This is a genomic window from Elusimicrobiota bacterium (assembly GCA_016180815.1).
In the GTDB taxonomy this organism is placed as follows: Bacteria; Elusimicrobiota; Elusimicrobia; order JACQPE01; family JACQPE01; genus JACPAN01.
Window position 1 is genome coordinate 1 of the sequence record JACPAN010000037.1, and the last position, 12,060, is coordinate 12,060.

The 12,060-nt window shown below is 56.1% G+C and carries 10 protein-coding genes; 1 reads left to right on the forward strand and 9 read right to left on the reverse strand.

Features of this window, described 5'->3' with window-relative positions:
• Nucleotides 1-199 precede the first annotated feature (199 nt).
• The 8 genes from HYT79_12495 to malQ form a co-directional block, all read right to left on the reverse strand.
• Complete coding sequence (locus HYT79_12495) at nucleotides 200-1,405, reverse strand: oligosaccharide flippase family protein (GenBank protein ID MBI2071400.1); 1,206 nt, start codon at nucleotides 1,403-1,405, stop codon at nucleotides 200-202.
• Nucleotides 1,406-1,430: 25 nt separating this feature from the next.
• The gene (locus HYT79_12500; GenBank protein ID MBI2071401.1) at nucleotides 1,431-2,672 is read right to left on the reverse strand and encodes a DEAD/DEAH box helicase; all 1,242 of its coding nucleotides are present in this window, start codon (nucleotides 2,670-2,672) and stop codon (nucleotides 1,431-1,433) included.
• 75 nt (nucleotides 2,673-2,747) lie between these two features.
• Complete coding sequence (locus tag HYT79_12505) at nucleotides 2,748-3,071, reverse strand: RNA-binding protein (GenBank protein ID MBI2071402.1); 324 nt, start codon at nucleotides 3,069-3,071, stop codon at nucleotides 2,748-2,750.
• A 19-nt stretch (nucleotides 3,072-3,090) separates the two neighbouring features.
• Nucleotides 3,091-3,462 carry a hypothetical protein gene (locus tag HYT79_12510; GenBank protein MBI2071403.1) on the reverse strand — a complete coding sequence of 124 codons (372 nt, stop codon included), beginning with the start codon at nucleotides 3,460-3,462 and terminating at the stop codon, nucleotides 3,091-3,093.
• Nucleotides 3,463-3,559: 97 nt separating this feature from the next.
• The gene (gene glgB / locus HYT79_12515; protein MBI2071404.1) at nucleotides 3,560-5,491 is read right to left on the reverse strand and encodes a 1,4-alpha-glucan branching protein GlgB; all 1,932 of its coding nucleotides are present in this window, start codon (nucleotides 5,489-5,491) and stop codon (nucleotides 3,560-3,562) included.
• On the reverse strand, nucleotides 5,488-6,555 hold the full coding sequence (locus HYT79_12520) for a DHH family phosphoesterase (GenBank protein ID MBI2071405.1): 1,068 nt from the start codon (nucleotides 6,553-6,555) through the stop codon (nucleotides 5,488-5,490). Before HYT79_12520 ends, glgB begins: the two co-directional genes overlap by 4 nt.
• Nucleotides 6,552-8,696, reverse strand: coding sequence for a glycogen debranching protein GlgX (glgX, locus tag HYT79_12525; GenBank protein ID MBI2071406.1), 2,145 nt, complete (start codon nucleotides 8,694-8,696; stop codon nucleotides 6,552-6,554). The genes HYT79_12520 and glgX overlap by 4 nt, the downstream gene beginning before the upstream one ends.
• Nucleotides 8,697-8,754: 58 nt before the next feature.
• Entirely contained in the window at nucleotides 8,755-10,413 is a 1,659-nt protein-coding gene (gene malQ / locus HYT79_12530; GenBank protein MBI2071407.1) for a 4-alpha-glucanotransferase, read from the reverse strand.
• A gap of 30 nt (nucleotides 10,414-10,443) precedes the next feature.
• Between malQ and chrA the strand changes: the two genes are divergently transcribed.
• Entirely contained in the window at nucleotides 10,444-11,574 is a 1,131-nt protein-coding gene (gene chrA / locus HYT79_12535) for a chromate efflux transporter (GenBank protein ID MBI2071408.1), read from the forward strand.
• 6 nt (nucleotides 11,575-11,580) lie between these two features.
• On the opposite strand, the gene HYT79_12540 is transcribed toward chrA, so the two are convergent.
• Nucleotides 11,581-11,838 carry a hypothetical protein gene (locus HYT79_12540; protein MBI2071409.1) on the reverse strand — a complete coding sequence of 86 codons (258 nt, stop codon included), beginning with the start codon at nucleotides 11,836-11,838 and terminating at the stop codon, nucleotides 11,581-11,583.
• Between the last annotated feature and the right edge of the window lie 222 nt (nucleotides 11,839-12,060).

Below are 12,060 nucleotides of genomic sequence, written 5' to 3' on the forward strand. Positions count from 1 at the left end.
GCGCCTGATAGCCCAACGCTCCACCGATGAGGCCAAGCCGCACGATCTACACTCCGGCTAGGTTTGCGATTCTCCAGGCGGCTTCATTTCGGAGGCGCTGGCACCCCTGTGCACGGGCGCCTACCGGCGTTCAAGGAAGACGTCCTGCTCTCCAAACTTGACGGTTTCCCGCCCTCCCTCAAAAACTAGACCCGCCAATTCATCTGCCCCAAACGGGGAAACAGCCGGAAACGAGGCGACCGGCCCATCCGTGGGAAAGAGAAGCGTCACGATGCGGAGCGGAAGCTTGCCCACGGTGGAATAGGTGACCACGGGGGCCGGTCGGCGCTCGCCGTAGTCCGGAGAAACCCACCCCTGCGGCGGAGCTGGCCAACAGCGCTTTTTCGCGGCCCGCAGCCGCCAAAAAACTTGAACTCACCATATTGGCTCCGCGCAAAACCAACACCCAGGAATAAGCGGCCAGGAAAGGCGCAATGCCGGCGTATTTCGGACCCAACACCAATCCCGCGCCCAGAAAAGCGAATGCGGTCAAGGCGGCGGCGCAAACAAAACCCAGAACCAAGGCTTTCTTGACATGGCCAGCATATAAGGATTCCTGGTCCTTGCGGTGGCGGACGAAATAAGCGAAGGTGCTGTCCGCCATGGCCGCAAATAAAAACAGCGGCGCCTCGGCCAAACGAAAACTTAATGAGTAGAGGGCTAAAGATTCAAGACCCAGGAACATTTTGACCAGCACAATGTCCAAACGCGCGGCCAAAATACCCAACAACTGATTGGCCCACAGCCACGAAGCCCCTGGAAAAAGACGGCGGGCCGCGTTCTTCATGCCCGAACAATTCCAATGTTCGGCAAGGGCCGGTTCGCGCAGAGTCGCCGCCCGCCACAAGCCCAAGGCCTCCACCGCGCGCTCCAAGGCAAACGCCGAAACAAAGCCGGCCAATCCCCATATTTTTGTGGCTAATAACGCGACGGCAACCAAAACGGTCTCAGCCGCAAAGCCCGCGATTACCAAGCCCTTGGGGTAAAGCAAGGTGTTGACCAAACTGTAAGCCAATTTGGACTGCATGAAACCGATATGCCAGACGCCGAAGATCAGGCTGTACGGCCAGGGAAGAGCGATCAAGCCGATCAGAGCGCCCAATACGCTCAAGAGTAATTTCCAAAAAGCGGCCTTTTTCCAAAGCTCCCGCCAATCGGCTGCCAAGCCATGGGCGCGGGAGGCCGCAATATCCAATCCGAAACCGAATAGATGCACCCAAATATCCATCAGCGAATAGAGGTAAGAAAAAAGCCCGAAGGATGCTACGGGAAGAGCCCGCGCGCCGAATATTTGAACGATAAGTTTGGCCAAACGGAAAACAAAAAAATTAAAGGCCAAATAAAGGTTATGCCGGTAGAAACCCATGCCTGATATTATGGCTTAGCCGGCGCTAGCGGCCCAAGCGTCTGGGCAAAAAGCGGCGGCCGAATCGGCGTCCCGAGGGTCCGGATGGCGGGCGAGGCTTAGACGGCTCAAGTCGCGGCGGATGCGCGTAGGGAAAATTAGGAAGCATGGCGCGCGGAAAAATCAATCCTGTAAAGCGTTCGATGGCCATGAGAAAAGACGATTCGGTGATATCCATGAGCGTCACCGCATCGCCGATGCTGTAAGCCCGGGCCGTGCGGCCCACGCGGTGAACATAATCTTCCGGATAGCGGGGCACGTCGAAATTAATGACATGGCTGATCTCGCGCACGTCGATGCCGCGCGCCGCAATATCGGTCGCCACTAAAATCTGAATTTTGCCCTGCCGGAAATCCTCCATGGCGCGGGTTCGCTGGCTCTGAGTTTTTGAAGCGTGAAGAATGCCGGTGGAAAACCCCGCCGCAATCAATCGGCGGGTCAAACGGTCCGCGCCCTGGCGGGTGCGGCAGAAAACCAAGACGGATTTCATTTGAACAGCCCTCAGCAGGGCGACGAGAAAATCCGCCTTCTGAAACTGATCCACAGGGTACACGACCTGGCTGATGCCTTCGGCCGTGGCCGTCGGCTTGGCCACCTCCACCCTCTTTGGATTTCTCAACGCAAAGGCCGCGATTTGTCCGACCTTGGAGTGCAGCGTGGCGGAGAACATCATGGTTTGGCGCTCGTGCGGCAGGTGCTGAAATACGGCCCGGATCGACGGCAAAAAACCCATGTCCAGCATCCGGTCCGCCTCATCCAAAACCACGTGCTCCACACGGCCCAAATTAAAACTCCCTTGCTGCAAATGATCAAGCAACCGGCCGGGCGTGGCTACGAGAATCTGGGCTCCTTGGCGGACTGAAAGGCGCTGGCCATGGTAGCCGACGCCGCCGATGACCACCGCTGTTTTGATGTGTATGAAGCGTCCGCAATCCTTGAAGGTCTGATTGACCTGTTCGGCCAATTCCCTGGTCGGCACCAGAATCAAAGCGCGCAAACCATTGCCGGGTTTAAGCTTGAGGGTGTTTAAAATCGGCAGCGCGAAGGCGGCTGTCTTTCCGCTTCCGGTTTGAGCGCAGCCCAAAACATCGCCTCCCTCCAAAGCCAACGGGATGGTTTGAGCCTGGATCGGAGTGGGCTCGACAAAACCCATGGTTTGGACGGCGCGCAATAAATCAGGATGCAGCCCCAGTCCCTCGAAAAGAGCGCCGGTTGTTGTTTCGCTCATCGACGGCAATCCATGCACAGACTGCCGCGTGATCGAATGATCGAAAAGCCGCGATTTGCGGCTTTAATGATTATGTTAATAACGTCCGCCGCGTCCCTGTCCGCCGCGTCCGCCGCTCCAATCGCCGCGTCCGCCGCCACCGCCTCGATTTTCCATGGGCCGGGCTTCATTGACGACGATCTCGCGCTCGCCCATGCGGCTTTTATTCAACTTCTGAATCGCCTGCTGGGCCGCGGCATCATCCGCCATTTCAACAAAGCCGAATCCTTTGGACCGGCCCGTCATCTTGTCCGTGATAATCCGGACGCTGTCCACTGTTCCGCAAGCTTGAAAGCTCGCGCGCAGCTGCTCTTCCGTGGTATCGAAGGGCAGGTTTCCGACATAGAGTTTCTTTCCCATTGTTTAGACTCCTTGATATTCAGTTTGACTGAGCGTTGACTTCAACCACCCGGCAATTCCTAACGGAGGTTTCGGTCCATGATAAACCGTTTTTACGGGCCCGGGCTTTCAGACGAAATTCACCGGTTTTTTCCAGCCACCAATCCACCCACCAGTAGCCTGCGCCCGCCCGGGCCGTCAGCCAAGCGCCTTCATTGACGCAAACCTGAACCTCGGTGGCGCCGGGAGCGCCAACGCGGACGGCATAATGGCCGCGGCGGAGTTTTTCCCCTTCTTTGGGATAATCAAGCACCGCATCACACGCCGGCGCGGACGGCGTCAAAAGCGCCGGCTTGGCGCCGGCCGTCTTCGTCTTCTTCTTTTTCATCGCGCTTGTTTTTGAAAATTGCATAAACGCCTCCTTGCTATAGGGAGCAATTCTTATTGTACAAACTCCGTTGAAAGCGAACCATTCACGGATCAAAAGAACCGAAACAAAATATAACGAATCAAAATTGATTCTTGAAAAAAACCGCGGCTAAAGGCGGCAGAGTCACCCGGATGGTGTGATTAAAAACGCCGCTGGGCTCCTCGCCTGCGGCGACAACGCCCAAATTACCGACGCCGCTGCCTCCGTAATCCGAGGCGTCGCTGTTTAACAATTCAAACCAGGAGCCGCCGGCGGGAACGCCGAGCCGGTAATCATAACGGGGCACCGGGGTAAAATTGAACGCCGCAAGAATCATGATCTTGGCTGACGCGTCCCTACGCAAAAACGCCAAAACCGTATTATCCGCGTCCAAACTCTCGACCCACTGAAAGCCCGCCGGCTCGCAATCAAGCTCATGCAAAGCGGGCTCCGATCGATACAGCCGGTTTAAATCCGAAACCCAATGTTTAATGCCCTGATGCGCCGGGTCATTCAACAAGTGCCACTCCAAGCTCTGCTCATGGGACCATTCCTTGCGGCTGGCGAATTCCCCGCCCATAAATAACAATTTTTTTCCGGGCTGGGCGAACATGTACCCCAACAGCAAACGCAAATTCGCCATTTTTTGCCAGTCATCACCCGGCATTTTGGCCAAGAGCGCGCCCTTGCCGTGAACAACCTCGTCATGGGAAAGAGGCAGGATAAAATTTTCATGGAAAGCGTAAATCGTCCGAAACGTCAGATGCCCGTAATGATGCTTGCGATGCACCGGCTCCTTGGCCATCACCTGCAAAGTATCGTGCATCCAACCCATGTCCCACTTAAAACCGAAACCCAGCCCGCCCACGTAAGTCGGACGCGAAACCATGGGCCAAGCCGTGGATTCTTCAGCCATGATTTGAACGTCGGGGTAAGCGGCGTAAGCCGCCTTATTCAACCGGCGTAAAAAATCAATGGCCTCTAAATTTTCCCGTCCGCCGTATTTATTGGGAATCCACTCGCCTTCCTTGCGCGAATAATCAAGGTAAAGCATGGAGGCCACGGCGTCGACCCGAAGCCCGTCGGCATGATAACGGTCCAGCCAAAAAAGCGCGCTGCTGGTCAAAAAACTTTTCACCTCGTGACGTCCGTAATTAAAAATGCAGCTTTTCCAGTCCGGGTGAAAACCCTGGCGGGGATCGGCGTGCTCGTATAAATGCGTCCCGTCGAAAAAAGCCGGGCCGTGGGCGTCGTTGGGGAAATGAGAAGGCGCCCAATCCAAAATCACGCCGATGCCCTCTTGGTGCAAATAGTCGATCAAAAACATCAAGTCCTGCGGCGTGCCGTAACGCGACGTCGGGGCGAAATACCCGGTGGTTTGATAGCCCCAGGAGCCATAAAAAGGATGCTCCATCACCGGTAAAAACTCAACATGCGTGAAGCCCGTTTCCTGGACATAAGCGGCCAGGCGGGGCGCGATTTCCCGGTACGTTAAAAAACGATTCCCTTGCTCAGGCACGCGCGCCCAAGAGCCCAAATGCACCTCGTAAATCGACACCGGCGCCTGTCGGCTGTTGTTAGCGCCACGCTTGTTCATCCACTGCGCATCTTGCCATGCGTAACTTAAGTCCCAAACCATGGACGCTGTTTTCGGAGGGGTTTCGGCGCGCGATGCAAAAGGGTCCGCTTTTTGGACCGTGTAATCGCCGTGGCTCGATGTAATGTCGTACTTGTACAAAGCGCCGGAAGCGAGGCCGGGAATAAAACCTTCCCAAATGCCAAAATTTCCTTTTGGCTTCAACGGATGCGCCGACGCCTGCCAGCCGTTGAAATCCCCGATCACGGACACGCGCTTGGCCTCGGGCGCCCAAACCGCAAAATATACGCCGGGGATACCGTCGGCAATGCAGGAATGAGCGCCCAGTTTTTCATACAGCCGGGTATGAGCGCCCTCATTGAATAAGTAGCAATCATCGTCGGTCAACAATGTGAAATTGTGGCGAATGTCGGCGGCAGGACGCGTGGCGCTCATGTGTGAGGACGGGCCTTTTGTGCCGGTTCCCGGTAAGGATAGTTTAAAGCGAAGGGTTCTCTGATTCCATGCCTTTTTAGGAATCGCGAGATCAACTGCCCTTCGGCTTGACGCCAGGCTTCAGGAGCCGCATCTTGCCCGACCTCGATAGAGCCGCCGGCGATCATGCTGTGCCCGCCGGCCCGGGAACCGCCGCCCAATAAACGCCACAGCAGCCGTCCCGCCTCCGCCTTTTGATCCAACGTGCGCACGGAAATATAAAGCCGTCCCTGATACCGTCCGGTAACGACCGACCAGCGCATCTTTTCATGGGTCAAAAGAAAATCCGCCATATGCGCGACAATATCCTGAGTCGCCACCTCGCCCAAATGAACCCCGATAACATTGCGAATGATAAAGGCTTCATGGACGGCCCTTGCCAGCGTCCTGAAGAACGAACTGGGATGCGACGGATTCTGAATTTTAGAAAGAGCCCTCATGTCGACTAAAACCATCAGGCGGCGATAAGCGGCGATATCCCGGTCGGTGGCCTGGCGGCCCAAGTGCTGGGTTTCGGAACCAATGCCGTAAAACAGCGCCGTGGCTAAATTCTTGGGTATGGACGCATGCGCCGCGCGCAGCGCCTCAAAAAGAAGCGTGGCCGTAGCGCCCACTTTTTCGTCGATCCAAGCGATGTCCGCCTTGGTTTTCGCGTGCCGGGGGTGATGATCCACGATTAAAGCGGCCGTGCGTTTCGACGGCAGCGGATTGTTGGCGAACGGAGGCTGAGTGTCCACCAGCGCCACGCAGCGGCGGCTTTTTAAATCCTGAGGTCCGCATCGATGCATCGGAATTTTTAAAATCCTGGCCATCATTTGATTTTCCATACGCCCGATGACGCCGCCGTAAACGATGCGCGCCGGCAAACCGAAACGCTCGTGAACCAAATGGACCAGAGCCCAGGCGCTGGCCATGGCATCAGGATCCGGATGATCGTGCGTTAACACCAGGAGCGATGGGATTCCATTGGACCGCCGGGTCAAAGCGTTTAAAAACCGCCGGGCGTCGGCGGCGACGCGGCTCACGAATCGCCTCGGTGAACCAACAAACGAAACACGGCCAACGATTTGGCTTTCAAACGATAATGGCTTGTTGGTTTGACCAACTGGCTGGGATCGTTGGGCCGGGCCGTATCAAGCGCGGTTTCCCAAAATTGCTCGTGAATTTCGGCGACCCCGACGTGAGAGGGCATGGCAAAGGCGATATCCTGATCATGGGCGTTAAACAGCAATAAAAACGTGTTCCCCGAGATGCGCTCGCCGCTCTCGTCCATTTCATCGATCGCGTCGCCGGGCAAAAGAATGCCGAGCGAACGCGCCTCGGGCGCGTTCCACATCTCATCCGTCATCTCGCTTCCCGAAGGCTCCAGCCAGTAAATATCTTTGACGTCGGAACCCCGAAGCGGGCGGTCCTCAAAAAACCGGCGCCGCTGAAAGACCGGGTTGTTTTTCCACAGCGCAATCGCCTTCTTGGCGAATTCCAAAAAATCCCGGCGCCGCTTGTCCAAATTCCAATTAAGCCAGCTGATCTCATTATCCTGGCAATAGGCGTTGTTATTGCCTTGTTGCGTGTGCCCGAGTTCATCGCCTCCGCGAATCATTTCCACCCCTTGAGACAGGCACATGGTCGCGAAAAAATTTCTTTTTTGCTGTTCCCTTAAAGCCAAAACCGCGGGATCGTTCGCCGGACCTTCCACCCCGTGGTTGAAGCTGAAGTTTTGGTTTTCCCCGTCTTTGTTGTTTTCTGAATTCGCCTCGTTGCGCTTGTCGTTGTAGCTGACCAAATCATCCAGCGTAAACCCGTCGTGCGAGGTGACGAAATTGATGCTGGCATAAGGCCGCCGGCCGCTTTGTTCATAAAGATCGCTGGATCCGGCCAAGCGGGTTGCCAGCTCCGAAACCACGCCGCCCTCCCCCTTCCAAAAACGCCGCACCGTATCGCGGTATTTGCCGTTCCATTCCGCCCAGCCTACCGGAAAATTGCCCACTTGATAGCCGCCGGGCCCCAAGTCCCAAGGCTCAGCGATCAGCTTCACCTGGGAAATCACCGGGTCCTGATGGATAATGTCGAAAAATGCGCCCAGCTTATCCACGTCATAAAGCTCGCGGGCCAACGCGCTGGCCAAATCAAAACGGAACCCGTCAACGCGCATCTCCAGCACCCAATAACGCAGACTGTCCATGATCAATTGCAAAACGCGCGGATGCAGCATGTTGAGCGTGTTGCCGCAGCCCGTAAAATCAAGGTAATGACGCTTATCCTTGTCCGCAAGCCGGTAATAAGTCGAATTGTCGATGCCGCGCCAAGAAAGCGTGGGGCCCAAATGATTCCCTTCGGCCGTGTGATTGTAAACCACATCGAGGATCACTTCGATGCCCGCTGCATGAAGCGCGCGCACCATTTGTTTAAATTCCTTGACCGCGCCGGCGGGCGTTTCCGCGGATGCGTAACGCATATCCGGCGCGAAAAAAGACAGGGTATTGTACCCCCAATAATTAACCAATCCTTTCTCCAGCAGGTGGCGCTCGTCGGCATGATGATGGACGGGCATGAGTTCGACCGCGGTCACGCCCAAATCCGTCAAATGCCGGATGACGGGGGCGCTGGCCAATCCCGCATAGGTCCCGCGCAAGCGCTCGGGCACCTTAGGGTGTTGATGAGTGTAGCCTTTAACATGCAGCTCATAAATCAACGTTTTATGCCAAGGGTTCTTCGGCGCTTTGTCGTCGCCCCAAGTAAAAGCGGGGTCGATCACCACGGCCAAGGGAGCGCAAGCGGCGTTATCCCGCTCATCGAAGGAAAGGTCTTGGGCCGGGTCCCCGATCGTGTAGCCGAACATCTCATCTTTCCAATGAGTCTTGCGGCCGATGGCTTTGGCATAAGGATCAAGCACGATTTTATTCGCATTGAAACGCCGGCCGGCGCTGGGTTCATAGGGTCCGTGCACCCGGTAACCGTAGAGCTGCCCAGGGAAAATACCCTCAATATAGCCGTGCCACACCATATCGGTTTTTTCGGGAAGGCTGACGCGGTAAAACTCCTCTTGGGCTTGAGGGGAATCGAAGAGGCAAAGCTCCACGGCAGAGGCGTTTTCCGAAAAAATCGCAAAATTAACGCCGATGCCGTCCCAGGTGGCGCCCAACGGATAGGGCTTGCCGAGGCGCATATGAAAACGGCCGTTTTTCACCGAAACGGCGCGTTCTTTTGATCGTATCGACGTTTGTTTATTCATGAAATCGATCAACCGCGCTCCCGCAGCGTCCGCTGGCGCGGGTTAAATCAAGCAGGCGTCCGGCAAGTTCCGCAGTAAGCTCCCTGCCCTCAAGGCGCCAAGTCCAATTTCCTTCAGCGGTTCCCGGCGTGTTCATCCTAGCCGATGAATCCAAACCCAAAACATCTTGAATAGGAATTATAGCGGTATCCGCCTGAAGGCTGAAGGCCATTTTAATCAAATCCCAATGCGCCTCGGCTGCGCCTTCGGGGAAAATCTGCGCCAACACCCGGCCTTCCGGTTCGCGGCCGGCGACCGGAAGCATCTTCTTGCGCCACCAGCCTGCGGCCGTGTCGTTGTCGTGCGTCCCGGTGTAAATGACCGAACGTTTGCGGCCGGGCAAAAATCCCGTCGAGCCTTGGCTCATCGCCTCCTCAATGGCGAATTGAAGCACGCGCATGCCGGGAAGATTAAACCGGTCCCTCAAAGCTTCGACTTCAGGCGTCAAAACGCCCAAATCTTCGGCGATGAGCTCGATGTCCGGCATCTGCTTGAATACTTCACGAAAGAAATCGTCTTGAGGACCGGCGACCCACCGGCCGCCTTTGGCCGTTGTCGCGCCACAAGGGATTTCCCAATAGTTTTGAAAACCTATGAAGTGATCTAATCGCAACGCGTCGAATTGCGCGGCGGCTCTTTTCAAACGCTGGATCCACCAATCGTAACGGCGCGCCGTCAAGACCGGCCAGTCGAAAATCGGGTTGCCCCACAACTGCCCGTCGTCGCTGAAAGCATCCGGAGGGACGCCGGCCACCGCCTGAGGACGGCCGTCGCCGCTTAAGCGGAAAATTTCGCGCTGCGCCCAAACGTCCGCGCTGTCTTGGGCCACGTAAAAGGGAATGTCTCCGATTAATCCGACGCCGTGCGCCGCGGCTTGGGATCTGAACGCGCGCCAGTGGCGATCGACAAGGTACTGCAAAAATTTCTGAAAGGAAATTTCCTGCGCGAATTTCCGGCGCGCTCGGGCCAGGGCCGCGCCGTCGCGATGAGCCAACCCCGCCTCCCAGAACATCCACGGCTTTTGATCGAAATGTTCCTTGCAGACGGCATAAAGCGCGTAATCGTCGAGCCAGAACGCATTCTCGCGCTCAAAAAGCTCCATCCGGCCGCGTTCGGAGGCCGGGACTGTTTTCACATAACGGCCGAAGGCCGCCTTCAACAACGGCCGCTTTAAATCCCGGGCCGCCGCATAATCGGTCCGCCCCGGAGAGACGCCGGTCGGCGCCTTGCGGCCAAGCAGGCCTTCGTCGGCCAAACGTTCGATGCTGATGAATAATTCGTTCCCGGCAAAAGCCGATGGCGAACTATAAGGAGAATCTCCGGCCCCGGGCGGAACCACAGGCAGCATCTGCCACCAACGCTGGCCGGCTTTCTTCAAAAAATCCAAAAAATATGCGGTCCCCGGGCCCAAATCCCCGGCGCCCCATGGTCCGGGAAGGGAGGTGATATGGCAAAAAATACCGGCCGCACGGCGATTTAAAGCCGGCTTCAACGAATCCACTCGCGGGCCGGGCCGAAAGCCGAGAGCCAAACGATTTTTGTCCACAACTCCCTCATTCAATAAGAATTTTAGCTCAATGAATCGCCGTCTGGACTTTAGGCAAAAAAACATTTTCAAACAATTTTCCCGTAAAATACTGTGATGGGTCCGAAAACCGAACTCAAACAAATCCTGCTCTACATGCTCAAACTAGGCGCCACCGGTTTCGGCGGGCCCATCGCTCTCGTCAATTACATGGAAAAAGAATTGGTCGAACGCAAAAAAATCGTGGCTCCGGAAGAATTCAAACTGGGCTTGGCCCTGGCCCAGGCCGCACCCGGACCTTTGGCGGGACAAATGTCCATTTGGTTGGGCTATATTAAAGGAGGCGCCTGGGGCGCTTTGCTCTCAGGGATCGCTTTTGTGCTGCCCGCCTTTTTCATTGTTTTGATTCTTTCCGTTTTCTATGTCGATTATCAGGGGCTGCCCTGGGTCAAAAAAATATTCCAAGGAATCAACCCGGCTGTTCTGGCCATTATGATGATCGCGTCAGTCAGGCTCAGCCGCAGGGTGCTGGGCGTAAAAAAATTGTTATGGGCTATTTTCATGTGCCTGGCCGCTCTTACCGCGGTCACGCGCGCGGAAATTGCTTATGCTTTTTTAGCGGCCGGGCTCCTGGGGCTGTTTGTTTATGCGCCGCCGAAAAAACAATTTCCAGGCTCCGCTTGCTTGGGCTCATTTTTTTTAGGACCGCTGACCTGGGGCGCTCCCGCGGCGCAAACGCTCGGGAGCACCTTTCTTTTTTTCGTCAAGACCGGGGCCTTTGTTTTTGGCACGGGCATGGCGATCGTGCCTTTTCTCTATAAAGGCGTGGTCCAAGATTATCGGTGGTTAAACGATGCGCAATTTTTGGATGCGGTGGCCGTCAGCATGATCACGCCCGGACCCCTGCTGATCACCGTGGCCTTTATCGGGTATTTGGCCGCCGGCTTAGCCGGAGCCGTGCTGGCGACCATCGGAATTTTTACGCCGGTTTATTTCTTCACCGTCATCCCGGCGCCGTATTTCAAGCGCTACAAAGATCAACCTCAATTGAAGGCCTTCGTTGACGGCATCACCGCAGCCGCCGTCGGGGCTCTGGCCGGCGCCGTCGTTCTTCTCATCCCCCAGGCTGTGCCCAATTTAAAATGTGCCGTAATCTTTTTGGCGAGCTTAATCCTGCTCTTGGGCTCAAAATTCCCGGACGCGGTTATTGTTCTTGCGGCCGGACTAGCCGGCCTATTACTGCCGTAAGCCGATTTATTTGAAGAGTTTCTTTAAATCTTTCAGATTGGTCGGAACAGGGGCGCCGCCCGCAGAAGGTTTGGCTTTGTCCGCGGCGTCTTTCAACAAATGATCCAGCGCCTCGTTTTTTCCGGCCAATGGCCCCAGGGCCTTGGCCTTCTTTTCGTTCAACAGCTTCTCCAAGCCGGCGGCTTTCTCCTGATCCTCGGTTTCCTCTTTCGTCCCGCCGCGTTTCTTCTGCTCTGCACCATGATCGTCGCCACCGCGCATCATTTCGGGAAAGGCGACGATCTCGCCACCGCTTCCCACGCCATCGAACTGGCTTGTGTCTTCTTCGGCCTGATCTTCGCCGGCCCCGGCAAATTCAGCCTCGACAAGGGTTGAAGCCGGCCGGAGGGGCGTTGCTCCTTTTCTTCACTTGATTTGGAAAGACCAGGTTGACCTGTGTCCGGACGCCCTCTACCTGAAAGTGACGCGGCAGCAGCCGGAAGACAT

Bases quoted from the DNA above. Each gene is read 5' to 3' on its own strand.
- HYT79_12495 (MBI2071400.1), bottom strand. From the start codon at position 1,405: ATGGGTTTCTACCGGCATAACCTTTATTTGGCCTTTAATTTTTTTGTT.
- HYT79_12500 (MBI2071401.1), bottom strand. From the start codon at position 2,672: ATGAGCGAAACAACAACCGGCGCTCTTTTCGAGGGACTGGGGCTGCAT.
- HYT79_12505 (MBI2071402.1), bottom strand. From the start codon at position 3,071: ATGGGAAAGAAACTCTATGTCGGAAACCTGCCCTTCGATACCACGGAA.
- HYT79_12510 (MBI2071403.1), bottom strand. From the start codon at position 3,462: ATGCAATTTTCAAAAACAAGCGCGATGAAAAAGAAGAAGACGAAGACG.
- glgB (MBI2071404.1), bottom strand. From the start codon at position 5,491: ATGAGCGCCACGCGTCCTGCCGCCGACATTCGCCACAATTTCACATTG.
- glgX (MBI2071406.1), bottom strand. From the start codon at position 8,696: ATGCGCCTCGGCAAGCCCTATCCGTTGGGCGCCACCTGGGACGGCATC.
- malQ (MBI2071407.1), bottom strand. From the start codon at position 10,413: ATGTTTTTTTGCCTAAAGTCCAGACGGCGATTCATTGAGCTAAAATTC.
- chrA (MBI2071408.1), top strand. From the start codon at position 10,444: ATGGGTCCGAAAACCGAACTCAAACAAATCCTGCTCTACATGCTCAAA.
- HYT79_12540 (MBI2071409.1), bottom strand. From the start codon at position 11,838: ATGATGCGCGGTGGCGACGATCATGGTGCAGAGCAGAAGAAACGCGGC.